This window comes from Arsenicicoccus sp. UBA2120, from assembly GCF_002330965.1.
GTDB lineage: Bacteria > Actinomycetota > Actinomycetes > Actinomycetales > Dermatophilaceae > Arsenicicoccus > Arsenicicoccus bolidensis.
Genome location: NZ_DCYC01000042.1, coordinates 24621 through 45707 on the forward strand (window position 1 = coordinate 24621; position 21087 = coordinate 45707).

Sequence of the window (21087 nt, forward strand, 5' to 3'; positions counted from 1 at the left end):
GCAGCCAACGGGCACCCCAGCGGATGTGACCAGGGCGGGTCGATTCCGTCAACGCCCCAGATATCGCCGTATGCCGGCGGCCAGCGCCACGGCCTCGCGCTGCCGGAAGGCCGCTGACCCCAGCAGGCGGGCGTCCCGCGGGTGGCGCAGGTTGCCCGCCTCGAGCATCACGGCGGGGACGGTCGACAGGTTGAGGCCCCCGATGTCGGTGCGCCGGCTGAGTGCGGTCCCCCGCCCGACATAGGTCGAGCGCGGCATCCCGGTCCCGGCCGCGAACGCGTCCCGCACCGCCACGGCCAGCCGCTCGGACCGCTGCTGCACGGCCGGCCCGCCCGCCATGCGCGGCGAGTGGATGACGTGGAAGCCCCTGGCCCGCGGCGAGAGGTTGCCGTCGTCATGGATGGACACGACCAGCGTCGCCCGCGCCTGATTGCCGATGGCGGCCCGCCGGTCGATGCACGGCCCGAAGCCCCGATCGTCGGCCCGGGTCAGCACCACGCGCGCGCCCTGGGCCCGCAGCACCGTCGCGAGCCGGGTGGCCGTGTCCCACACCTGCGCGTGCTCGGGGTAGCCGGCCGCGGTCTGGGTGCCGACGGTGTTGCAGGTCTTCCACAGGCCGTTGCCGGCGTAGACCTTGCGGGCGAGCGCCTTGGGGTTGCGGCCGTTGCCCCCGTTGTGACCAGGGTCGACGACGATCGTGGTGCCCGCGAGCGGCGATCGGTTGCCGGCTGGCCGGACCGCGGACGGTGGGTCGGCTGACGGGAGGGCCGACGCCCCTGGGGCGAGGGCGGACGCGGCCGCGACGGCGGCGGTGATCGTGGCGGCGACCCACGCGTGCCGCGGGCCTGCGTGGTGGCGGGCGGGGTTCGTCATACGGCCAGTGTCCTCGCCGCAGGCGACTCTCCCAACCCCGGCGGCCCGGGCTGCCAGCGGGCGCGAGATCAGCCCGGGTTGGCCACATCCGCCTGCCGTGCGAAGCCGGGCCGATGTGCCTACCTGAGGTAGACGAGGGCGGTCGCGATGCCCAGCACGCCCTCCTCGCGGCCGGGGAACCCCAGCCCGTCGGTGGTCGCGCCGCTGATCGACACCGGAGCGCCGACCACCTCGCTCATCAGCGCCTCGGCCTCGGCCCGCCGCCGGCCGACCTTGGGGCGGGTGCCGACGACCTGGACCGCGACGTTGCCGATCTCGAACCCCGCCTCCCGCACGATTCGGCAGGCCTCGGTGAGCAGCGTGACCCCGCTCGCCCCCGACCACTCGGGTCGTCCGGTCCCGAAGTGCTGCCCGAGGTCACCGAGCCCCGCCGCCGAGAAGAGCGCGTTGCACGCCGCGTGGGCGACGACGTCGGCGTCCGAGTGCCCCTCGAGCCCGACCTCCCCCTCCCAGAGCAGCCCGGCCAGCCACAGCTCGCGCCCCGACCCGGCCGCCGCGAACGCATGGATGTCGGTGCCGATGCCCACGCGGGGGACGACGGGGTTCATACGACGGTCTCCGGTTCGAGGTCGGGGGTGGTGGACAGCGAGGCCGTATGCCGGTGCGCACGGTCCAGGTCCGCGGGCGTGGTCACCTTGAACGACAAGGGGTCTCCCTCGACGACGAGGACGTGATGGCCGAGCGCCTCGAGCAGGGCGGCGTCGTCGGTGGCGGAGATCCCGCTGGCGTGGGCCGCCTCGAGCTCGTCCCGCACGAAGCCCTGGGGCGTCTGCACGGCGCGCAGCTGCTCGCGCGGCGGGGTGGAGCGCACGACCCCGCGCTCGTCGACGACCTTGACCGTGTCGACGACGGGCAGCCCGGGCACCACGGCGACCCAGCCGTCACGCACCGCGTCGACCACCCGCTCGTAGACGTCCAGCGGGGTGAAGCAGCGGGCGGCGTCGTGGACGAGCACGACCTGCGGCTCGGCGAGGTCCCCCTGCGCGTCGGCGTCGTCGAGCTCGTCGCCGAGGCCGTCGTCGAGGGCGGCGAGACCGGCCGCCACCGAGGCCGTGCGGTCCGCGCCCCCGGCGACCACGTGCACGGCACTGCTCGTGCGGATGCCGTCGATCAGCTCGATGACCGCCTCGAGGTGGGTCGCCGGCGCGACAACGACGACCTGCACGAGGCCGGACACCTCCAGCGCGGTGCGGAGGCTGTGCTCCAGCAGGGTGCGCCCGCCGACCTCGACCAGGGCCTTGGGCAGGTCGGCCCCGAGTCGGCTGCCCGACCCGGCGGCCACGATGATGACGGCGACGCTCACGAGGTCACTGTAGACGCGGCGAGGCCCCCACCGCGGGCAGCGGTGGGGGCCTCCGGACGTTGCGGGGTGGAGCGCCTCAGGAAGCGAGGACCTCGTCGAGGATCGACTCGGCCTTCTCCTCGTCGGTCTTCTCCGCGAGCGCGAGCTCGGACACCAGGATCTGACGAGCCTTGGCCAGCATGCGCTTCTCGCCGGCGGACAGGCCGCGGTCCTTGTCGCGGCGCCACAGGTCACGCACGACCTCGGCGACCTTGTTGACGTCACCCGAGGCGAGCTTCTCCAGGTTGGCCTTGTAGCGGCGGGACCAGTTGGTCGGCTCCTCCGCGCACGTGGCCCGCAGGACCTCGAACACGTGGTCCAGGCCCTCCTGGCCGACCACGTCGCGCACGCCGACGAGGTCGCAGTTCTCGGCGGGGACCTCGATGGTCAGGTCACCCTGGGACACCTTCAGCTTCAGGTAGATCTTGTCGACACCCTTGATGGTCCGGGTGTTGATCTCCTCGATGAGCGCCGCCCCGTGATGCGGGTAGACGACCGTTTCTCCGACCTTGAACGCCATGTAGTCAAGCCCCTTTCGCGACCACCATCATATCACGCAAATCAGCCCGGATAAAGCCCGAGGACGGGCATTTGTGCAGGTCAGGGCCCACGAACCACAACGTGGGATCGTTCAACAGGGTCTTGACGAATGGTCAACGACGCGCTACGCGCGCGTCGCCGGTCTTGGACGTCGCTGCGGTGGGCGCGTGGCCCGGGCCGGGTGTGGCGCGCGTGGGCCGAGCCGGATGAGGCGCGCGTGGGCCGAGCCGGGTGAGGCGCGAGGCGATATGGTGTCGCCGTGACCCGTGACGACTCCCACCGCCCCGCGACCCCGATGGCTCGTGCCGCCCGGGTCCGCCGCGCCACCCTGACCCTCGGCACCGCGGCCCTGGCCACGGTCGGCCTCACCGCGTGCAACACGATGTCCCCGCAGCAGACGGACGTCAGCTATGCCCCGGCCGACGGCGTCGAGCTCGACCTCGGCCCGGTCAAGGTCCGCGACCTGCTCGTCGTCAGCGCGGGCGAGGGCAAGGGCGGCGCCCTGAACGGCCTCGTCGTCAACCAGGGCAACCAGCCCGCTCAGGTGTCCTTCTCCCTCGGGGAGTCCGGCTCCCCCGTGACCACGACCGTGGAGCCCGGCCAGGCGGTCTCCCTGGCGTCCGAGAAGGTCTCGGTCCCCAGCGTCCCGGTCAAGCCCGGCGCCATGGTCAACCTCCAGGTGGGCACCGCCATCAACGGCATGCAGAACCCCCTCGTCCCCGTGCTCCCGCCGACCGGGTACTACGCCACCGTGACGCCGACCGCGCCGAGCGGATCCGGCAGCGCCACGGCGACGCCCACCGGCACCGCGACCGGCAGCGCCACGACCACCCCGAGCACCAGCGAGAGCGCCACCGCGCCGACGCCGAGCACGCCCGCCGCGACCCCGTCCGAGACCGCGACCACGTCTGCGGGCTGACGGACCGGCATACGGCCGGACCAGCACGCGCGGAACCCGACCCGCGCCCCGGAGGCTCCCGGGCGCGGGTCGGTGGGGATCAGACCTCGAACTTGTAGCCCAGCCCACGCACCGTCACGATGTGCACCGGGGCGCCGGGGTCCGGCTCGATCTTGGCGCGGAGCCGCTTGACGTGGACGTCCAGCGTCTTGGTGTCCCCCACGTAGTCGCTGCCCCAGACGCGGTCGATGAGCTGCATGCGGGTGAGGACCCGGCCGGCGTTGCGCAGCAGCATCTCGAGCAACTCGAACTCCTTGAGCGGCAGGGCGGTCGGACCCCCGTTGACCGACACCGTGTGCCGCTCGACGTCCATGCGGACCGGCCCGACCTCGAGGGTTGCCGGCACGAGGTCGTCCGGCTCGCTCATCCGCCGCAGCACCGCCTTGATCCGGGCGAGGAGCTCGCGGCTGGAGTAGGGCTTGGTGATGTAGTCGTCGGCGCCGATCTCGAGGCCCACGACCTTGTCGATCTCGCTGTCCTTGGCGGTGAGCATGATGATCGGGACCGACGACCGCTGGCGGATCGAACGGCAGACGTCGACGCCGGACAGGCCTGGCAGCATCAGGTCGAGGAGCACCAGGTCGGTGCTCGACCGCTCGAACTCCGCCAGCGCCTCGGGGCCGGTCGCGGCGATCGCCACGTCGTAGCCCTCCTTGCGCAGCAGGTAGGACAGCGGGTCGGAGATGGACTCCTCGTCCTCGACCACCAGGATGCGGGTCATGCTCACTACCTTTCCTCGTCCGGAGACCTCCGGTCGTGCTCGATGCTAGGGGCGCGGCTGCTGCTCGCCCAGGTCGGTCAGCGCGGCGGCGGGGAAGGACAGGGTGAACGTCGACCCCTGCCCCGTCTGGCTCCACAGCCGCACCTCGCCGCCATGGTTGGCGACGACGTGCTTGACGATGGACAGGCCGAGGCCCGTGCCGCCGGTCGATCGTGACCGCGCGGGGTCCACGCGGTAGAAGCGCTCGAAGACGCGGTCCTGCTCGTCCGGGGGGATGCCCGCCCCTAGGTCGCTGACCACCACCTCGACCACGTCGCCCTGGCGCTCCACGATGACCCGCACGGGTGCACCGTCGTCGGAGTAGGCCACGGCGTTGTCGACGAGGTTGCGGATCGCGGTCGTCAGCAGCTCGCGGTCGCCGTAGACGATGGCCCGGTCCCCCGTGGTCACGCTGATCTCGATGCCCTTGCCCTCGGCCACGAGGCGGCACCGGTCCGCGGCGTCCGCGGCCGCCCCCGCCACGTCCACGGGCGCCGGCTCGGTCAGGGTGTCGGCCACCTGCAGGCGGGACAGGTCGACGATCTCCTTGACGAGGCGGGTCAGCCGCTCCGACTCGACCTTCATCCGGCCGGCGAAGCGGTGCACCGCCTCCGGGTCGTCCGCGGCACCTTGCACGGCCTCGGCCAGCAGCACGAGGCCGCCCACCGGTGTCTTGAGCTCGTGCGAGACGTTGGCGACGAAGTCGCGGCGGACCTCGTCGACCCGGTTGGCGTGCGTGCGGTCGTCGACGAGCAGCAGGACGTGCCCGCTCGAGAGCCGTGCGGCGCGGACGTGGGCGACCATCCGGCCCCGGCCCAGCGGGCCCCGCGGGAGGTCCAGCTCGGTCTCATGGACGTCCCCGGAGCGCCGCACCTCACGAGCGAGCGCGACCAGCTCACGATGGACCAGCTCGCCCTCGCGGACCAGCCCGTGTTGCACCGCGGCCTGCGTCGACCGGACCACCGCGTCGGAGGCGTCGAGGACGATGCCGATCGAGCGCAGGACCGCGAGGACGTCCTCGACCCCCGGCTGCAGCTCGGCGGTGTCCGGGCTCGTGCTCACGGGAGCCTGTCCCTCTCGGTGACGACGGCGGAAACGGTCCGACCAACCTGTGGTCATGGCGGACCCCGTCAGGGCACCGACCAGCGCGACAGCGCCGAACGTCACCACGGGATCCACGCGACGAGGATACGCAGCAGCGGAACCGGCCGACGCACGCCTCGCAGGTCAGCATGGCCGTGACGACCCCCGACACGCACGCCGGCGCGGTGATCACACGGTGTGATCGCCAAGTGTTCATCCGTGGTCCTCAGCTCGTTAACGCAGCCCTGGGACGCTCGCCGAGGCGCGATCCTGGGACACCCGTGCGCGCCTGCACCTACGATCTAGTTGGGCAGCCGACCGCGACTGCGCCGACGCCCCTGCACCGCAGTGAGAGGAATCCATGCGCGACGCGTTCCACGAGGAGCTCGACCAGATCTCGGACAAGCTCGTCGAGATGTCCCGCCTCACCGGCTCGGCGATGGGCCGGGCGACCATCGCCCTCCTCGACGCCGACCTCGAGCTCGCCGAGTCCGTCATCGAGGCGGACCAGGCCATCGACCAGATGCGTCGTGAGCTGGACGACACCGCGGTCGACCTGCTCGCCCGCCAGCAGCCCGTCGCCACCGACCTGCGCATGGTCGTGACGGCGATGCGCATGAGCGCCGACCTCGAGCGCATGGGCGACCTCGCCCGGCACATCGCCAAGGTCGCCCGGCTCCGCTACCCCGAGTCGGCGATCCCGGCCACCCTGCGCGGAACCATCACCGAGATGGGCCACGCCGCAGACAAGATCGTGGCGCAGGCCGGCTCGATCATCGCCGGCAAGGACGTCGCGGCCGCCGTCGCCCTCGAGACGCAGGACGACGAGATGGACGCCCTGCACCGCCAGGTGTTCGAGCACCTCCTCGGCGGGCACTGGGACGCCGGCATCCAGGCCGCCGTCGACGTGACCCTCGTCGGGCGCTACTACGAGCGCTTCGCCGACCACGCGGTGTCGGTCTCCCGCCGCGTCGTCTACCTCGTCACCGGCGAGTGGGCGCAGGACGGCGTCGAGCTCCCGGGCATCGACGCCGGCGACGACGACTGATTGCCGCCTGTACGGCGAGAAGGCCCGACCCCGCGTGGGGTCGGGCCTTCTCGGCATACGGCCTGAGCAGATCAGCCTGGGTTGGTCACACCGGCCGGGGTTGGTCACACCCGCCTGGCGTGCCAACCCGGGCGGGTGTGACTACCTGAGGTAGGTCACTTGCCCTGGTTGGCGACGGCCTCCGCGGCGGCCTTGGCGGCCTCGGGGTCGAGGTACTCGCCGCCGGGGACGGTGGGCTTGAGCGACTCGTCGAGGCGGTAGACCAGCGGCATGCCGGTCGGGATGTTGAGGCCGGCGATGTCGTCGTCGCTGATGCCGTCGAGGTGCTTGACCAGGGCGCGCAGCGAGTTGCCGTGCGCGGCGACCAGCACGGTCTTGCCGTCCTTGAGGTCCGGGACGATGTCGGACTCCCAGTAGGGGATCATCCGGGCGACGACGTCCTTGAGGCACTCGGTCTTGGGCATCGCGTCACCGAGGTCGGCGTAGCGCGGGTCCCCGGCCTGGCTGAACTCGTTGTCGTCGGCGATCTCCGGCGGCGGGGTGTCGTAGGAGCGGCGCCAGAGCATGAACTGCTCCTCGCCGTACTGCTCCTTGGTCTGCTTCTTGTCCTTGCCCTGCAGGTCGCCGTAGTGGCGCTCGTTGAGGCGCCAGGACCGCTTGACCGGGATCCAGTGGCGGTCGCACTCGTTGAGGGCGGCGTTGGCGGTGTTGATCGCGCGACGCAGCAGCGAGGTGTGCAGGATGTCCGGCAGCAGCTCGGCGTCCTTGAGCTGCGTGCCGCCGGAGGCGGCCTCGGCGCGGCCCTTGTCGGACAGCTCGACGTCAACCCAGCCGGTGAAGAGGTTCTTGGCGTTCCACTCGCTCTCGCCGTGGCGCAGGAGGATCAGCGTGTAGGTCATGCTCCGACCCTATCCTTCGTGGACGGAGCCCTCACCCGGTGCCTCGCCCTGCGGACCGGTGTCCAGGATGTGGCGGAAGGCGTCGAGGTTGCGGGTCGACTCGCCCCGCGAGATCCGCCACGCCCACTCCTTGCGCATCGAGGTGATGAAGCCGATCTCCAGCAGCTCGTCGAAGGGCTCGTCGGCCGCCTCGAGGACGGTGCCGAGCAGCTGGTCGAGGTAGGCCTCGTCCACCCCGGCGAGCGGGACGTGCGAGGTGACGTAGACGTCTCCCGAAGCGTCGATGGCGTAGGCCACGCCCGCCATCCGCAGGTTGCGCCGCAGCAGGGTGCGGTAGAACCGCTCGTGCGCCTCGTCGGCGTTGCGGATCACGAACGCGCTGCCGGACAGGCCGCGCTCGCGCACCAGCAGGGACAGCACGGTCTTGAGCTTGTGCTCCCCCGGCAGCGTCACCACGACCTCGCCCTCGCGCGCCCCGCGCTCCCACTCGAGCTCCTGCCCGGTGACGAAGGCCTCGACGGCGGCGAGCACCTTGGCGGTGTCAGAGGTGTCGGAGGTGTCAGAGGTGTCGGGGTCGGCAGGGCTGGATGCAGGGCTGGTGGTGAGGCTGGTGGTGGGGCTGCTGCTGTGCACGTCGTCGGTCACGAGGCCAGGCTACGTCGTCGGGCGAGGACGTCCTGATAGACGGCGACCAGCCGGTCGGTGGTCGCCTCCCACGAGAACGCCTCGGCGTGCCGGGCGGCTCGAGCCCGTATGCCGGGGAGGTCGCCGTGGTCGAGCAGCGACGCGATGGCGTCGGCCCAGGCACGCGGGTCGTGCCCGTCCACGAGCACGCCCGCGTCACCGACCGCCGTCGGGAGGCCACCCACGCGGGTGGCCGCGAGGGGCGCGCCGCACGCCAGCGCCTCGACGGCGACCAGCCCGAAGGACTCGTTGTAGGACGGGACGGTCACCACGTCGGCCGCCCGGAACCAGTCCGCCAGCTCGGCGCGGGTGCTCTGCTGGTGCCAGACCATGTGGTCGCCCACCCCGAGCTCGGCGGCCAGGCGTCGCAGGAACTCCGGGTCGCCATACCCGCCCCCGCTGTCACCGCCGAGGACGGCGACGCGCAGCCGTGGCCGCAGCTCGGGACGACGGGAGAGCAGCTCGGCGGCGGCGCGGACGAGGACGTCCGGGGCCTTGAGCGGCTGGATCCGCCCGACGAACAGCAGCAGCACCGCGTCCGACGGCAGCCCCAGCCGGGCTCGTGCCTCGCCCTGGTCGCCCGGGTGGAAGACGTCGAGGTCGACGCCCGGGGGGACGACGGCGACGCGGTGGGGCGCAGCGTCATACAGCTCGATCAGCTCGCGGCGCTCGATCTCGGTGTTGGCGACCAGGTGGTCGGCGGCCGCGACGACCTGCTCCTCGCCGATCTCACGACCGGGAGGCTCGGGCGAGTCCCCTTGGGCCAGCTGGAGATTCTTGACCTTGGCCATCGTGTGCATGCTGTGGACGAGGGGCACCTGCCAGCGGTCGGCGGCCAGCCAGCCCACCTGCCCGGACAGCCAGTAGTGCGAGTGGACGAGGTCGTAGTGCCCCTCGGGGTTCATCGCCTCGGTGCGCATGACCCCGGCGGCGAAGGCGCACAGCTGGCCGGGGAGGTCCATCTTGCCGAGACCCTCGAAGGGGCCGGCGGTGACGTGGCGGACGGTGACGCCGTCGTCGAGCCGGACGGCGGGCGCCTGGCGACCCGAGGTGGCGCGGGTGAAGACGTCGACCTCGATGCCGCGGCGCGCGAGGCGGCGGGCGGTCTCGGCGACGTAGACGTTCATGCCGCCGGCGTCACCTCGGCCCGGCGTCGCGAGGGGTGACGTGTGGACGCTCAGCATCGCGACGCGGTACAGCCCGGGCATGAGACCTCCGTGGGTGACGACGGGTGGCGTGCCGACGGAGACGCCGAGCGCTGCCGCTCGCGACAACCGGCCGGTGCCGGGCGGCATTCCCCTCGTGCGGGGCAGCGCGCGTGGATGTCCGGGGCGGGGTGGGCGCGACCTAGGCTGGACCGGTGGCCCGCACCTCCCCCATCGGCACCGTGACGCGCGGGACGACCAACCCCAACCGGCTGCGGCGCTGCGACCGCTGGCTGGCCGGCCCGCAGGCCTGGCGGCTGAGGTCGGCGGCCGCGTCTCCGATCGCGGTCGACCTCGGGTATGGCGCCTCCCCCGTCACCGCGGTCGAGCTGCACGAGCGGCTGTCGGCCGTGCGGCCGGACGTGCGCGTCGTGGGCATCGAGATCGAGCCGTCCCGCGTGGAGCTCGGTCGGCCGCTGGAGGTGCCGGGGCTGTCCTTCCGCCTGGGCGGGTTCGAGGTGCCCCTGGACGGCGAGTCCGCCACGGTGGTGCGGGCGTTCAACGTGCTGCGGCAGTACTCCGAGGAAGAGGTCCCGGACGCGTGGGACCGGCTGTGCTCGCGCCTCACGCCCGACGGGCTGCTGGTGGACGGGACCTGCGACGAGATCGGGCGGCTCGCGTCGTGGGTCGCCCTCGACCGCTCGGGTCCGCTGTCGCTGACCTGCTCCTGGCACCTGCGGGGCCTGGCCCGGCCCGGTGTGGTGGCCGAGCGGCTGCCCAAGGCGCTGATCCACCGCAACGTGCCGGGCGAGCGGGTCCACGACTGGCTCTCCGCGGTCGACGCGGAGTGGGCCCGGCAGGCGCCGCTGGCGAGCTATGGGGCGCGACAGAGGTTCGTGGCGGTGGCGCGCGGGCTGCGCGAGGCGGGGTGGCCGCTGCTCGACGGGCCGGCCCGGTGGCGGCTGGGCGAGCTCACGGTCGCGTGGTCCGCGGTCGCCCCGTCCTGATCCGCCTGGCTTCGTCACACCGGCCTGGCTTCGTCATACCTACCTCAGGTCGTCACATCGGCCTGGCGTGCCACGTCGGGCGAGTGTGACTACCTCGGGTAGGTCGTGGTGCCGAGGCGGAGATGGGTCGGGTGCACCTGGTTGGGCACGTCCTCGCCGTCGAGGAGACGCCGCACCATGTCACCGAGATGGCGCCCCTTGCCCCGCCCGTCCTGCTCCACCGTCGTGAGCCGCCCCTCGAACCACGGCAGCTCGACGCCGTCGAAGCCCACGACGCTCAGGTCCTGCGGCACCGACAGCCCCCGGTCGGCCGCCGCGCGGATCACCCCGGCCGCCAGCAGGTCCGACTGGGCCACCACGGCGGTGGGGCGCGGCGAGACGTCGAGCAGGAGCGCGGCCGCCTCGGCCGCGCCGTCGATCGACAGGCTCGCCGACTGCACCATCGGGCGGTCCGGGCCCATCCGGTCGACGAACGCCAGCGCCCGGTCCCGCGCGTCCGGGTAGGTCGCCGCCTCGATGTCCGCCACCGTCACCGGTCCGGTGCGAGCGCCGGGATCGAGCGGCATGGCCAGCATCGCGACGTCCCGGTGGCCGAGCTCGAGCAGGTGGTCGACCAGGGCGGCGGTGGCGCCGCGGTCGTCGATGCGCAGCTGCACGACCCGGTCGTCGGCCGGGGCGCCCGTGCCGAGCATCGGGATCCCCCGGGCGGCCACCTGGTCGACGAGCGCGGAGGTGGTGGGACCGCACAGGGCGAACACCAGCGCGTCCAGCGCCTGTCCCGCCACGAGGCGGGCCGCGTGGGAGGCCTCCCCCGGCGCCTCCGGCACGAGCAGCATCCCCATCCCGAGCTCGTCGAGCGCCTGGCCGAGGCCGTCCAGCACGGAGACGGCGTAGGGGTCCTGGAAGGCATAGCCGAGCGTCCCCTCGAGGTGCACCCCGACCACCCCCGACCGCCCGTGCCGCAGCGACGAGGCGAGGGGGTCGGGCCCGGCATACCCGAGGGCCTCGGCCGCCTCGCGCACCCGCTCCGCCGTCGCCGGGGAGACGCCCTGCTTGCCGCTGTAGACGAGCGACGCGGTCGAGATCGACACGCCCGCCTGGTCGGCCACCTCGCGGAGGGTGGGCCGGCGCTGGGGCGAGCGCGTCGTGGATTGACCGGTCCGTGCCATGTCGGCAAACTAATCGAAACGATTCGATCGAATCGATTCGATTCGATCGCACCCCGCAGCGATGCTCCAGACGCCAGGCCCCACCGCCGTATGACGCCGCCGAGCCACGGCCAGACCACACCATCCCGGAGGACCTCACATGACCACCACGACCCTGTCCCCCGAGCGCGTGCGCCAGGCCGTGTGGGCCGTGGTGGCGGTCTTCGCGGTCAACGGCATGGGCTTCGCCACCTGGTCGTCCCGGATCCCCGCCATCAAGTCCTCGCTCGGGCTCGACCCCGGCCAGCTGGGCGTGCTCCTGATGTGCGTGTCGGCGGGCTCCCTGCTGGGCCTCCCCGCCGCGGGCAGCATCACGGCCCGCATCGGTGCCGTCCGCACGGTCATGTCCGGGCTCGCGGTGTTCTGCGTCGGGCTGGTGGTCCTCGGCGTCGGCACCGACCTCGCGCACTCGGCGATCGTGGCAGGGGTCGGGTTGTTCCTCGTCGGCCTCGGCATCGGCACCTGGGACGTCTCGATGAACATCGAGGGCGCAGCGGTCGAGCAGCACCTCGGGCGCGCGATCATGCCGTGGTTCCACGCCGCGTTCAGCGGCGGCACGGTGCTGATGGCGCTCGCCGCGGCGGGCCTCGCCTGGGCCGGCGTCCCGGTCTGGGTGCACCTCACCGGCGTGGCGCTGCTGTGGCCGCTGCTCGGCTGGCTGTCCGTCCGCGGCTTCCTCCCCCGTGCGGTGGAGGAGGCGGACACCGAGGCCACCGACGACGAGGCCCGCCCGTCCAGCACCTCCGCGTGGCGCGAGCCGCGCACCCTGCTCATCGGCGTCGTCGTGCTCGTCGCCGCCATGACCGAGGGCACCGCCAACGACTGGGTGTCCGTCGCGCTCGTCGAGGGCTACGACCTGCCGCAGTGGGCCGGGATCCTCGGCTTCGCGACCTTCCTCAGCGCCATGACGATCGGACGCCTGCTGGGCACCTCCGCGCTGGACCGCTACGGCCGGGTGCCGGTGCTGCGCGTGCTGTTCGTGATGGCCGCGATCGGCTCGCTGCTGGTCGTCTTCGGCGGACCGGTCCTGGCCTTCGTCGGCGCAGCGATCTGGGGCGTGGGAGCCAGCCTCGGCTTCCCGGTCGGTATTTCGGCCGCCAGCGACGCCCCTCGTCGGGCCGCGGTGCGGGTGAGCGTCGTCTCGACGATCGGCTACCTGGCGTTCCTCGCCGGCCCGCCGTTCCTGGGCTTCCTGGGCAACCACGTCGGGGTCCTGCACTCGCTGCTGCTGGTCGGCGGTCTCGCCGTGATCGCCCTGCTGCTGGTCCCCGTGACCCGCGAGCAGCGCGACTGACGCGACTGTGCGGATGGTGCGGACGGGCAGTTGGTGACCAGGGTCAGAAGCTCAGGAAGCCGCTGACCAGGGTCCGCACCGTCGCCCGGTGGGCCCACAGCAGCCCGCCCGCCGGGAGCACCTCGACCCGGGCCTGCGGCAGCAGCTCGCCCAGCCGGCGCGCGACCGAGGCGGGGTGGATCACGTCGTCCTCCTGGCCGACCACCAGCACCGGGACCGTCACCCGCGCCAGGAGTGCCACGTCCGGCACCGCGACCTGACCGGGGACCGTCGTGAGCGCACGTCCGATCCCCACCGCGCTGAGCCGCCCCGCGACGACCTCGTCGGCCATCTGCTCCGCCCAGGCGTCCGCCGCCGCGCCCGGGGCAGCCGACCCCGCGCCGCCGTCCCCCCGGTAGAACTCGACGGCGGCCGCGCGGTCCCCCTCGGCGATGCGGCGGCCCAGCCGCTGCAGCTCGTCGACGCCCGGTCCCCGGCGTGGCCGGTCGAGCCCCGCGGGCAGCACCAGCACCACCCGCTCGAAGCGGTCGGGATCGTCGCAGAGCAGGCGCAGCAGCGCGCCCGCGCCCAGGCTGACCCCCAGCGCGCGGGTGGCCCCCACCTCGTCGGCGACGGTCCGCAGCTCGGCGGCCAGGTCGGCATACGACCAGGGCAGGTCGGGCACGACCGACCGCCCGTGTCCCCGGAAGTGGAAGAAGGTGCGCGCCCCGCGCACCCCCGATGCGAAGGGCCGCGTCGTGTCGATGGAGGAGCCGGCGCCGTGCGCGACGACCGTCGCCGGCTCGCCGCGGCCGACGGTGAGCAGGTCGAGGGGGCCGGCCGGACCGGCCACCTGCGCCAGGCGACCGGCGGGGGTCACCACGGGCCGTAGGGGCCGTCCTGACGTCCCCGGCCCTGGACCCGCTGGAGGGCCGGGCGGACGTCGACCCAGTAGACGATGATGGCGATGGCGGCCAGCAGGCCGAGCAGGTGCAGCACGCCGAAGGCCCCCGCGACCAGCGTCGCCACCACGATGATCGCCAGCCAGGCGCCCTTGGAGAGCTTGCTGGCCGCCGGGAACGCGTCCGGACGCGTCATGGCGACCTGGATGCACCCGACCACGCCGGCGACGACGGCCGCGAGCTGGAGCAGGGTGGCCACCAGGCCTTGGAAGGAGAAGGTCAGCTGGTCCACGGGGGTCAGCCTACGGCTCAGACCTCCACGATCACCGTGAACGGACCGTCGTTGACCGAGACGACGTCCATCATCGCGCCGAACCTGCCGGTCTCGACGGTCACGCCGACGGCCCGGACGGCGGCCACGACCTGGTCGAATACCGGCTCCGCCACCGGGCCCGGTGCCGCCGCGCTCCAGGACGGTCGACGCCCCTTGCGCACGTCGCCGTAGAGCGTGACCTGGCTGACCAGCAGCACCGGGGCCCCCACGTCGAGGACCGAGCGCTCGTCCCGCAGGATCCGCAGCTCGGTGAGCTTGCGGGCCATCGTCGCGACCTGGTCCGGCCCGTCGTCGTGGGTCACGCCGAGCAGGACGAGCAGTCCCGGCTCGGTGATCTGCCCGACGACCTCGCCCTCGACGACGACGCTGGCGGCGGTCACGCGGGAGACGACGGCACGCACGCAGGAGACTCCTCGAGGTGGGGGTGCGGGTGGTGGCTGGGCGGCGTCAGGACTGAGCGGCCTCGTCGACGGACGCCTGGACCGGGGCGGAGGTCGTCGTGCCCGTCGCCGGAGCCGTCTCGGTCGCGGCGGCGTTGCCCGAGGACGCGGCGACCGGGTCCGCAGCCTTGCGCGAGGGACGGGTGGACGCCTTGCGCGCCGTCGTCGAGGGCGACTTGCGGGCCGAGGTGGTGCCGCTGCCCGACTCGCCGGCGGCGGCCTTGGTGGTGACCGACGCGCGCGAGGGGCGCTTCGAGGCGGGCTTGGTGGCCGCCTTGGGCGAGCTGGACGACGCCGAGGACACCGAGGACGCAGGCGACGTGGCCGAGGCGTCGGTCGGCGTGACGTCCTCGACGGTCGTGGCGCGCCGGGTGGTGCGGCGGCGCGGGGTCGCGGGCGCGTCCTTGGCGCCGGCAGCGGCGGCGGCGGCCCGGACGTTCTTGGCGGGCGCCGTCTCGGGCTGCTCGCCCTCGACGACCGTGCCCTTGACGGTGACGGCGGCGCTGTCCTTGCGTCCCATCGCCTTGTCGGCGAAGCCCTTGACGGTGGCGGCGGTCCCGGCGGCCACCTTGACGGTGGACTCGGCCCGCGCGGTGGCCTCCTTGACGCGCTTGTCCTCGCGGATGTCCTGCACGCCCTGGCCGACGACGCGCTGGCCGCGACGGGCCATCTCGTCATACGCGTGCGAGGCGAGGCTCGCGACGGTGAGTCCCTGGTTGAGGGCCTGCTCGGGAGCGTCCTGGGCGGCCTTGCCGGCCTTGGCGGCGGCCTCCTGGGCGTCGGCGCCGGCCTTGGCGACGCGGTCCTCGAGGTCCCTGCGGACCTGGTCGGCCAGGACCTCGACCTGGGCCAGCGTCTTCTTGAGCTGCTCGATCGCCAGGTCGGCGGCACCGACGGCGGCATAGACGGGTGCGGCTGTGGGCTTCTTGCGGGACGGGCTCATCGGGTGCTCCTGGTGCGTCGGGTCGTTGCGTGTGCTCGGACGGGTGGGGTCGGGGGCGGGTCGGCCTCGTCGGTCGGCTCGGTGGACTGGGTGGACTCGGTGGCCTCGGAGAACTGGTGGTAGAGGTCCACCAGGGTGCGCCGCTGGCGAGCGCTCAGCCCCGGGTCAGCGGTGATGGCGTCGACGACGGTCGGGAGGCCCGGATGCCGACCGTCACGGGCGTCCGCGTGGCCCTGGGGATCGGAGCCGTCGCGCGGCCCGTCGAGGAAGCCGGCGCGGACGTAGAGCGACTCCGCAGAGATCTGCAGCCCCTTGGCCAGGGCGTTGAGGATCTCGGCGGAGGGGTGGCGCAGGCCGCGCTCGATCTGGGAGAGATAGGGGTTGCTCACCCCCGCGAGCTCCGAGAGCTGGCGCAGGCTGAGCTGGGCCGCCTCGCGCTGCTCGCGCAAGTAGGCACCGAGATCCGTGACGTGGATCCGGGAGACGGGTAGCCGTGCCATGACTCTCAGTATGCTTGCAGTTGCAAGCACAGGGCAACTCTGGCAAGCAGTGAGTCACGCCACGCGCAGCAGGGCGCGCGCCTCGGCCGCCGTCATCGCGGGGCGCTGCATCAGCTCGGCGAGCCGCACGGCCCGCTCGACCAGCTGCACGTTGTGCTCGACCTTGACCCCGCGCGCGAGCAGGAGGTTGTCCTCCATGCCGACCCGCAGGTGGCCGCCGGCCGCGAGCGTCGTCGCCATGATCGGCAGGTGGCCCCGGCCGATGCCGGTGGCGGACCACGAGGTCGTCTCCGGGGGCAGCGCCGCCACGCCGGCCAGGAGCGCCTGCGGCGTCGCCGGAGCGGCCCCGGGCACGCCGAGGACGAAGTCGCAGTGCACCGCACCCCCGTGGGGCAGGCCGCACTCGTCGATCAGCCGCCGTAGCGCGTGCACGTGCCCGAGGTCGAACAGCTCGAACTCCGGCACCACCCCGAGGTCCTGCGCCTTGACGTAGAGGTCGCGCATGAAGGGATAGGGGTTGAGGAAGGTCCCGTCGCCGAAGTTGGTGGTGCCGCAGGTGAGCGAGCAGGAGTCGGGGCCGGCGTCGAGGACCGCCAGGCGCGCCTCGAAGGGGTCGGTGATCGCGCCCCCGGTCGACAGCTGCACGATCAGGTCCGTCGCCTCGCGCAGGGCAGCCACCGTCTCGGTCAGCCGGCCCACGTCGAGCGTGGGCTCGTGCCGGTCGTCGCGGACGTGCACGTGGATCAGGCGCGCGCCAGCGTCCTCGCAGCGGCGCGCCGTCTCGACGAGCTCGTCGAGGGTGGTCGGCAGCGTGGGCACGTCGGTCTTGCTGGACTCGGCCCCGGTGGTGGCCACGGTGATGAGCGTCGACGCTGACATGGACCCATCGTGGCACAACCACGACAGATCGTCCCGGACAGGGTCGTCAGCGCGGCACGATCTCCTGCTGAGACGCACTGATGCCGGAGATCGTGAGGTCGACGTCGGTCGGGGTGTTGCGCTTGAGGACGACCAGCCCGATGGGCCCGTCCTCGTGGTGCCGCGCCACGGAGGTCAGCCGGCCCACGACCCGGCCCTCGACCTCGACGGCGGCGTCCCGCTCGGGGAGCACGTGCCCGGAGCCGTCCAGGTGGACGAACGCGAGACGACGCGGCGGCCGGCCGAGGTTGTGGACGCGGGCCACGGTCTCCTGACCCCGGTAGCACCCCTTGTGCAGGTGCACGGCCGTGCGGAGCCAGTCGAGCTCGTGGGCGATCGTGCGGTGGTCGGTCTCGAAGCCCAGCCGCGGGCGCCACGCGGCCACGCGCAGCGCCTCGGCGGCCCAGGTCCCCGCGAGCGGGCGGTCCGACATACGAGCCACGAGCTCTCCCCGGGGCACGATCACCTCGCGCCAGGCGCGCTCCTCCCCCGGGTGGCCGACGATCGGGCCGTATGGCGCCGAGTCCGGCCCCATCAGCGGCCAGGGGTCGCACCAGGTCGGCGGCTCGCCCTCCGCGCCCTCGCTGCGGATGGGCTCGCCGACCACGGCATACCGGTCGGTGACGTCCGTGACCTCGACCCGCAGCATGAACTGCATCGAGCGCAGCCACGCCACCAGGGCCGGCGCCGTGCCGGGCTCGACGGTGATCCAGGTGGTCTCGCCGTCGTCGACGAGGTGCAGGGCGTGCTCGACGTGACCCTTGGGGCTGAGGACCAGGTCCTCGGCCGAGGTGCGCGCGGCCAGCGTCGAGACGTGCTGGGTGGTGATGGAGTGCAGCCAGGTGAGCCGGTCCGGCCCCGTGACCGTCACGACCCCGCGGTGGGACAGGTCGACGGCGGCGAGCCCCTCGACGAGGAGCCGCTGCTCGCGCAGGGGGTCGCCGTGGTGGGCCGCGACGCCGGCGTCCTCACGGTCGCCCGCGACGGCGCCGGGGCGGTCGAGCAGGGGCGAGCGGTAGGTCTCAGGCCCGGTGCTGGTGGGTGTGGTCATGCTGGTCGGTCCCTCCCTGGTCGGGGATCTCGGTGCGGCCCGGTGCGCAGCGCGCGCACCAGCCGTGCACCGGCAGGTGGCGCAGGTCGGCCACGAAGCCGTCGCGGTCGTAGACCGCCTCGGCCAGCTCGTCGGCCACCGCGAGGGGTGCCTCGGTGATGGCGCCGCACCCGTTGCACACGAGGTGCAGGTGCGTCGCGTGCTGGACGAGGTGGTATGTCGGGGCGCCCTCGGTCAGCCGGGTCGCCGCGACGACGCCCAGCTCGGTCAGGGTGTCGAGGTTGCGGTAGATGGTCGACAGCGGGAGCGCGTCTCCCCCGTCGCCGTCCACCTCGCGCGACAGCTGGTCCGGGGTCGTGTGCTGCAGGCGGCCGATCGCCGCGAGGACGCGCCGACGCTGCGACGTGACCCGCAGGCCGTGGTTGCGAAAGATCGCGTCGACGTCGGCCGGGTCGTGCGGGGACGGGGTCAAGAGACCCTCTTGAGCTGCGCCGACAGGTGCGTCTGCAGGGCGTGGCCCTCGGCCGCCATGTCCATGGCCCAGAACAGCTCGCCGTTGACGTAGCCGTACATCCGCGAGCCGGCGGAGTACTCCTTGGCGTGCGGGGAGCGCATGACGCCGTCGGTCTTCATGATCAGGCGGGCGGGCTCGACGGTGCCGTAGTACATCTCGACGATGCCGGTGCTGTGCGCCAGGAGCAGCTCGCACTCCTTGGACTCCTCACCCACGGGGCGCAGGAACCCGAGCTCGGTGGCGCGGGGGCGGACCTTCTGCCCCTGCTCGTCGAGCTCCCAGGTGTGGGAGTGCCACTCCAGGAAGGGGCGGCCGTCGTGGCGGATCTCGAGCTCCTGCCCGAACCGGCCGTCCTCGATCGTCGGGTAGGAGAAGAGACCGACGCCCTCCCAGCGTCCGATCATCCAGGCGAGGGGCAGCAGCTCGGAGGGCAGGTCGGTGGGGATCTCGAAAGGCACGTCCCCGACTCTACCGCCGACGGGCCGCGCCGGGCCTCCCCGTCAGGGTGCCAGGAGGTGGCGGGCGGCCGTCTCGACGAGCGGGCCGACGACCAGGACGGAGGCGACCCCGCTCACCGCCTGCGCACGCAGGCTGACCAGGGCGGGCAGCGGGGCGAGGACGACGCGGAGCGCCAGACTCGCGGCGGCGCACGCCGCACCGAGCAGCGCGCACCGCGGCAGCGAGGCGTCGACCAGGGCTCCGACGACCCCGCCGGCGACGGCACCGGCCAGCAGCGCCGACGGGGCCAGCGCGGTGAACCAGCGCGCCCGGTGGCACAGCCACTCCGCCCCGGCCGCGCAGGCGAGCGCGGCCCAGGCCGCCACGGCGGCGTCCCGGCCGCCCTGCATCGACGGCAGTGCCACCCAGGTGACCCCCGCCGCGAGGATCCCGAGCGCGAGCAGGGTGCCGGAGAGGCTGACGACGACGCGCGGACGTCCGTCGCGGCGCACGAGCTGGTGGAGGAAGGACACGACGACCCCGACGGCGAGCGCAGCGGGCACCCAGCGCAGGGAGCCCCCGTCGTCCGGCAGCGCCACAGAGGCCAGGAGCAGGGCCGCCGAGATGCTGGCCGTGACGAGCGTGCCGCGGCGGCTGGGCAGCCCGACGAGCCGGGTCCAGCCGAGGGCGATGACTCCCGAGGCCAGCGCCACCGACGCCACGGTCACGGCGGTCGCCGCACCCCGGGCCGCCACCGCGACCACGAGCAGCGTGGCGAAGGCGACCACCGTCAGGGTCACGGGGGTGCGCGGTGGCAGCTGGCGGACCGTGGTGGGGCGGACGATCTCGAGGCGGCGGCGAGCGCGCTGCGTCAGGTCGTGCCGGACCGCGCCGGCGTGCTCGCGCAGGCCCCGCGGCTCCACCGTCAGGGGTTCGGTGCGCGGCTCCGTCACACGCTGCGCGTCGCTGCCGTCGGCAGGGCGGGGCGTCGAGGGCTGAGGTGCGGGCACGTCTGCATCCTCGCATCAGCCGCCCGCAAAGGGCGGAAGCACCTCGACGAGCGTCGCCCCGGCCAGGGGCGCGTCCCGCTGCACTGCTCGGCCGTCGACGAGGACGCTGCAGGCGGGGATCACGGCAACGAGCCCTGGCCGCAGGAGGGCCGCGGCGTCCAGCGCCTCACGCACGGACGACGCACGGACCAGGTCCTCCTCGACCCCGGCCGCGGCCCGGGCGCCGGCCCAGTAGCGCAGCCGCACCTGGGGCCCCGGCGTCGTCGTGGCGCGGTCGGTCAGCTGGTCCATCGCAGTCCCTCCAGGTCGGCGTGTTCTCGCCCCATGGTCGCATCCGCCGCGATCGACGCCGCAGCGCCTACGCTGACCGGCGATGGCTCAGCTGCTCCTGCTCACCAACGCGCTCACCGCGAGCGCGGAGGTGCTGCCTGCGCTCGGCCTGCTGGCCCACCACGTCCGGGTGCTGCCCGCGGAGCCCGCGGCGCTCATCGACGCACCACGCGCCGACGCCGTGCTGGTCGACGCCCGGCGCGAGCTCGCGGTCGCCAAGTCGCTGTGCCGGGTCCTGCGGGCCACCGGCATCGAGGCGCCCCTGCTCGCCGTGCTGACCGAGGGTGGCCTGGTCGCCGTCAACGCCGAGTGGGGCCTCGACGACATCCTGCTGGACACCACCGGCCCGGCCGAGCTCGAGGCCCGCCTGCGGCTCGTCAGCAGCCGACGCACGGACACCGCCGAGCCCACGGACCGCGCCATCACCTCCGGCGCCCTGACCATCGACGAGGGCGCCTACACCGCCCGGCTCGGCGAGCGGGTGCTCGACCTGACCTACAAGGAGTTCGAGCTCCTCAAGCACCTCGCGCAGCACCCGGGGCGGGTGTTCACCCGGGCCCAGCTGCTGCAGGAGGTGTGGGGGTACGACTACTTCGGCGGCACCCGGACGGTCGACGTCCACGTGCGCCGCCTGCGGGCCAAGCTCGGCCCCGAGCACGACGCGGTCATCGGCACGGTCCGCAACGTCGGCTACCGGTTCGACGAGGTCCGTCCTCCGGTCGCCGCTGCAGCTCAGGAGCACCCGGCAGGCTCCGACCCGGCATCCACGGCGGACGTCGGACGGACCGACGCCGGGGCGTCCACGAGGTAGGGCTCCGACCGTCCTC

The 21087-nt window shown here is 73.5% G+C and carries 26 protein-coding genes; 5 read left to right on the forward strand and 21 right to left on the reverse strand.

The genetic code is table 11. The annotated features are described in order from the left end of the window. Positions 1 to 48 precede the first annotated feature (48 nt). The 4 genes from B2P18_RS06225 to B2P18_RS06240 all read right to left on the reverse strand — a co-directional run bounded on the left by B2P18_RS06225 (position 49) and on the right by B2P18_RS06240 (position 2795). The gene (locus B2P18_RS06225; protein ID WP_286956980.1) at positions 49 to 873 is read right to left on the reverse strand and encodes an N-acetylmuramoyl-L-alanine amidase; all 825 of its coding nucleotides are present in this window, start codon (positions 871 to 873) and stop codon (positions 49 to 51) included. A gap of 119 nt (positions 874 to 992) precedes the next feature. Beyond that, positions 993 to 1481: a 2-C-methyl-D-erythritol 2,4-cyclodiphosphate synthase gene (gene ispF, locus B2P18_RS06230; RefSeq protein WP_286956981.1), complete on the reverse strand. Its 489-nt coding sequence runs from the start codon at positions 1479 to 1481 to the stop codon at positions 993 to 995. After that, on the reverse strand, positions 1478 to 2236 hold the full coding sequence (ispD, locus tag B2P18_RS06235) for a 2-C-methyl-D-erythritol 4-phosphate cytidylyltransferase (RefSeq protein ID WP_286956983.1): 759 nt from the start codon (positions 2234 to 2236) through the stop codon (positions 1478 to 1480). Before ispD ends, ispF begins: the two co-directional genes overlap by 4 nt. A 76-nt stretch (positions 2237 to 2312) precedes the next feature. Continuing rightward, a complete protein-coding gene (locus B2P18_RS06240) occupies positions 2313 to 2795 on the reverse strand; it encodes a CarD family transcriptional regulator (RefSeq protein WP_019286970.1) in 483 nt (160 codons plus the stop codon). 279 nt (positions 2796 to 3074) lie between these two features. On the opposite strand from B2P18_RS06240, the gene B2P18_RS06245 reads away from it, so the two are divergent. Continuing rightward, on the forward strand, positions 3075 to 3734 hold the full coding sequence (locus tag B2P18_RS06245; protein ID WP_286956995.1) for a hypothetical protein: 660 nt from the start codon (positions 3075 to 3077) through the stop codon (positions 3732 to 3734). 79 nt (positions 3735 to 3813) lie between these two features. Here B2P18_RS06245 and B2P18_RS06250 read toward each other — a convergent pair whose 3' ends face one another. Both B2P18_RS06250 and B2P18_RS06255 read right to left on the reverse strand, forming a co-directional pair. Continuing rightward, positions 3814 to 4494: a response regulator transcription factor gene (locus B2P18_RS06250; RefSeq protein ID WP_029211032.1), complete on the reverse strand. Its 681-nt coding sequence runs from the start codon at positions 4492 to 4494 to the stop codon at positions 3814 to 3816. Positions 4495 to 4539: 45 nt separating this feature from the next. Further along, positions 4540 to 5595, reverse strand: a complete 1056-nt coding sequence (locus B2P18_RS06255) for a sensor histidine kinase (RefSeq protein WP_286957011.1) — start codon at positions 5593 to 5595, stop codon at positions 4540 to 4542. A 382-nt stretch (positions 5596 to 5977) separates the two neighbouring features. Between B2P18_RS06255 and phoU the strand changes: the two genes are divergently transcribed. Continuing rightward, positions 5978 to 6664 carry a phosphate signaling complex protein PhoU gene (phoU, locus tag B2P18_RS06260; protein WP_019286966.1) on the forward strand — a complete coding sequence of 229 codons (687 nt, stop codon included), beginning with the start codon at positions 5978 to 5980 and terminating at the stop codon, positions 6662 to 6664. Positions 6665 to 6819: 155 nt separating this feature from the next. On the opposite strand, the gene B2P18_RS06265 is transcribed toward phoU, so the two are convergent. Genes B2P18_RS06265 through mshA form a run of 3 tightly spaced genes read right to left on the reverse strand, consistent with a single transcriptional unit; the run spans position 6820 to position 9455 of the window. After that, positions 6820 to 7563 (reverse strand): phosphoglyceromutase, encoded by a 744-nt coding sequence (locus B2P18_RS06265; protein ID WP_286957014.1) that lies wholly within the window; start codon positions 7561 to 7563, stop codon positions 6820 to 6822. Between the two features lie 9 nt (positions 7564 to 7572). After that, entirely contained in the window at positions 7573 to 8208 is a 636-nt protein-coding gene (locus B2P18_RS06270; protein WP_376783703.1) for a YbjN domain-containing protein, read from the reverse strand. Beyond that, the gene (gene mshA / locus B2P18_RS06275) at positions 8205 to 9455 is read right to left on the reverse strand and encodes a D-inositol-3-phosphate glycosyltransferase (RefSeq protein ID WP_286957016.1); all 1251 of its coding nucleotides are present in this window, start codon (positions 9453 to 9455) and stop codon (positions 8205 to 8207) included. Before mshA ends, B2P18_RS06270 begins: the two co-directional genes overlap by 4 nt. A gap of 152 nt (positions 9456 to 9607) precedes the next feature. Here mshA and B2P18_RS06280 point away from each other — a divergent pair, with 152 nt between their 5' ends. Beyond that, a complete protein-coding gene (locus B2P18_RS06280; protein ID WP_286957021.1) occupies positions 9608 to 10399 on the forward strand; it encodes a class I SAM-dependent methyltransferase in 792 nt (263 codons plus the stop codon). 89 nt (positions 10400 to 10488) lie between these two features. On the opposite strand, the gene B2P18_RS06285 is transcribed toward B2P18_RS06280, so the two are convergent. Continuing rightward, positions 10489 to 11568: a LacI family DNA-binding transcriptional regulator gene (locus tag B2P18_RS06285; RefSeq protein ID WP_286957023.1), complete on the reverse strand. Its 1080-nt coding sequence runs from the start codon at positions 11566 to 11568 to the stop codon at positions 10489 to 10491. 139 nt (positions 11569 to 11707) lie between these two features. Here B2P18_RS06285 and B2P18_RS06290 point away from each other — a divergent pair, with 139 nt between their 5' ends. Then, entirely contained in the window at positions 11708 to 12901 is a 1194-nt protein-coding gene (locus tag B2P18_RS06290) for an MFS transporter (RefSeq protein ID WP_286957026.1), read from the forward strand. 43 nt (positions 12902 to 12944) lie between these two features. Here the strand turns inward: B2P18_RS06290 and B2P18_RS06295 are convergent, their stop codons facing one another. Genes B2P18_RS06295 through B2P18_RS06345 form a run of 11 tightly spaced genes read right to left on the reverse strand, consistent with a single transcriptional unit; the run spans position 12945 to position 20221 of the window. Beyond that, positions 12945 to 13763 carry an alpha/beta fold hydrolase gene (locus tag B2P18_RS06295; protein ID WP_286957027.1) on the reverse strand — a complete coding sequence of 273 codons (819 nt, stop codon included), beginning with the start codon at positions 13761 to 13763 and terminating at the stop codon, positions 12945 to 12947. Then, positions 13757 to 14074 (reverse strand): DUF2516 family protein, encoded by a 318-nt coding sequence (locus tag B2P18_RS06300; protein WP_019286958.1) that lies wholly within the window; start codon positions 14072 to 14074, stop codon positions 13757 to 13759. Before B2P18_RS06300 ends, B2P18_RS06295 begins: the two co-directional genes overlap by 7 nt. A gap of 17 nt (positions 14075 to 14091) precedes the next feature. Further along, a complete protein-coding gene (gene dtd / locus B2P18_RS06305) occupies positions 14092 to 14517 on the reverse strand; it encodes a D-aminoacyl-tRNA deacylase (protein ID WP_286957035.1) in 426 nt (141 codons plus the stop codon). Positions 14518 to 14563: 46 nt separating this feature from the next. After that, positions 14564 to 15499, reverse strand: coding sequence for a hypothetical protein (locus B2P18_RS06310; RefSeq protein ID WP_239261384.1), 936 nt, complete (start codon positions 15497 to 15499; stop codon positions 14564 to 14566). Next, complete coding sequence (locus tag B2P18_RS06315) at positions 15496 to 15999, reverse strand: helix-turn-helix domain-containing protein (protein ID WP_019286956.1); 504 nt, start codon at positions 15997 to 15999, stop codon at positions 15496 to 15498. The genes B2P18_RS06310 and B2P18_RS06315 overlap by 4 nt, the downstream gene beginning before the upstream one ends. 54 nt (positions 16000 to 16053) lie before the next feature. Beyond that, positions 16054 to 16878 carry a 3-keto-5-aminohexanoate cleavage protein gene (locus tag B2P18_RS06320; RefSeq protein ID WP_019286955.1) on the reverse strand — a complete coding sequence of 275 codons (825 nt, stop codon included), beginning with the start codon at positions 16876 to 16878 and terminating at the stop codon, positions 16054 to 16056. A gap of 46 nt (positions 16879 to 16924) precedes the next feature. Then, positions 16925 to 17968, reverse strand: coding sequence for a YgfZ/GcvT domain-containing protein (locus tag B2P18_RS06325; protein ID WP_239261382.1), 1044 nt, complete (start codon positions 17966 to 17968; stop codon positions 16925 to 16927). After that, a complete protein-coding gene (locus tag B2P18_RS06330; RefSeq protein ID WP_019286953.1) occupies positions 17940 to 18440 on the reverse strand; it encodes a Fur family transcriptional regulator in 501 nt (166 codons plus the stop codon). The genes B2P18_RS06325 and B2P18_RS06330 overlap by 29 nt, the downstream gene beginning before the upstream one ends. Next, positions 18437 to 18940 carry an FABP family protein gene (locus B2P18_RS06335; RefSeq protein WP_029211044.1) on the reverse strand — a complete coding sequence of 168 codons (504 nt, stop codon included), beginning with the start codon at positions 18938 to 18940 and terminating at the stop codon, positions 18437 to 18439. The genes B2P18_RS06330 and B2P18_RS06335 overlap by 4 nt, the downstream gene beginning before the upstream one ends. 42 nt (positions 18941 to 18982) lie before the next feature. After that, positions 18983 to 19930: a hypothetical protein gene (locus B2P18_RS06340; RefSeq protein WP_286957046.1), complete on the reverse strand. Its 948-nt coding sequence runs from the start codon at positions 19928 to 19930 to the stop codon at positions 18983 to 18985. Positions 19931 to 19945: 15 nt separating this feature from the next. After that, a complete protein-coding gene (locus tag B2P18_RS06345) occupies positions 19946 to 20221 on the reverse strand; it encodes a MoaD/ThiS family protein (RefSeq protein ID WP_019286951.1) in 276 nt (91 codons plus the stop codon). 82 nt (positions 20222 to 20303) lie between these two features. Between B2P18_RS06345 and B2P18_RS06350 the strand changes: the two genes are divergently transcribed. Continuing rightward, on the forward strand, positions 20304 to 21071 hold the full coding sequence (locus B2P18_RS06350) for a winged helix-turn-helix transcriptional regulator (RefSeq protein WP_286957049.1): 768 nt from the start codon (positions 20304 to 20306) through the stop codon (positions 21069 to 21071). The last annotated feature ends 16 nt before the right edge of the window (positions 21072 to 21087 follow it).

What these genes read in the sequence shown, in the direction of transcription:
- B2P18_RS06225 (WP_286956980.1), bottom strand. Translation starts at nt 873, where the DNA reads ATGACGAACCCCGCCCGCCACCACGCAGGCCCGCGGCACGCGTGGGTC.
- ispF (WP_286956981.1), bottom strand. Translation starts at nt 1,481, where the DNA reads ATGAACCCCGTCGTCCCCCGCGTGGGCATCGGCACCGACATCCATGCG.
- B2P18_RS06240 (WP_019286970.1), bottom strand. Translation starts at nt 2,795, where the DNA reads ATGGCGTTCAAGGTCGGAGAAACGGTCGTCTACCCGCATCACGGGGCG.
- B2P18_RS06250 (WP_029211032.1), bottom strand. Translation starts at nt 4,494, where the DNA reads ATGACCCGCATCCTGGTGGTCGAGGACGAGGAGTCCATCTCCGACCCG.
- phoU (WP_019286966.1), top strand. Translation starts at nt 5,978, where the DNA reads ATGCGCGACGCGTTCCACGAGGAGCTCGACCAGATCTCGGACAAGCTC.
- B2P18_RS06265 (WP_286957014.1), bottom strand. Translation starts at nt 7,563, where the DNA reads ATGACCTACACGCTGATCCTCCTGCGCCACGGCGAGAGCGAGTGGAAC.
- mshA (WP_286957016.1), bottom strand. Translation starts at nt 9,455, where the DNA reads ATGCCCGGGCTGTACCGCGTCGCGATGCTGAGCGTCCACACGTCACCC.
- B2P18_RS06285 (WP_286957023.1), bottom strand. Translation starts at nt 11,568, where the DNA reads ATGGCACGGACCGGTCAATCCACGACGCGCTCGCCCCAGCGCCGGCCC.
- B2P18_RS06290 (WP_286957026.1), top strand. Translation starts at nt 11,708, where the DNA reads ATGACCACCACGACCCTGTCCCCCGAGCGCGTGCGCCAGGCCGTGTGG.
- B2P18_RS06310 (WP_239261384.1), bottom strand. Translation starts at nt 15,499, where the DNA reads ATGAGCCCGTCCCGCAAGAAGCCCACAGCCGCACCCGTCTATGCCGCC.
- B2P18_RS06315 (WP_019286956.1), bottom strand. Translation starts at nt 15,999, where the DNA reads ATGGCACGGCTACCCGTCTCCCGGATCCACGTCACGGATCTCGGTGCC.
- B2P18_RS06320 (WP_019286955.1), bottom strand. Translation starts at nt 16,878, where the DNA reads ATGTCAGCGTCGACGCTCATCACCGTGGCCACCACCGGGGCCGAGTCC.
- B2P18_RS06325 (WP_239261382.1), bottom strand. Translation starts at nt 17,968, where the DNA reads ATGACCACACCCACCAGCACCGGGCCTGAGACCTACCGCTCGCCCCTG.
- B2P18_RS06345 (WP_019286951.1), bottom strand. Translation starts at nt 20,221, where the DNA reads ATGGACCAGCTGACCGACCGCGCCACGACGACGCCGGGGCCCCAGGTG.
- B2P18_RS06350 (WP_286957049.1), top strand. Translation starts at nt 20,304, where the DNA reads ATGGCTCAGCTGCTCCTGCTCACCAACGCGCTCACCGCGAGCGCGGAG.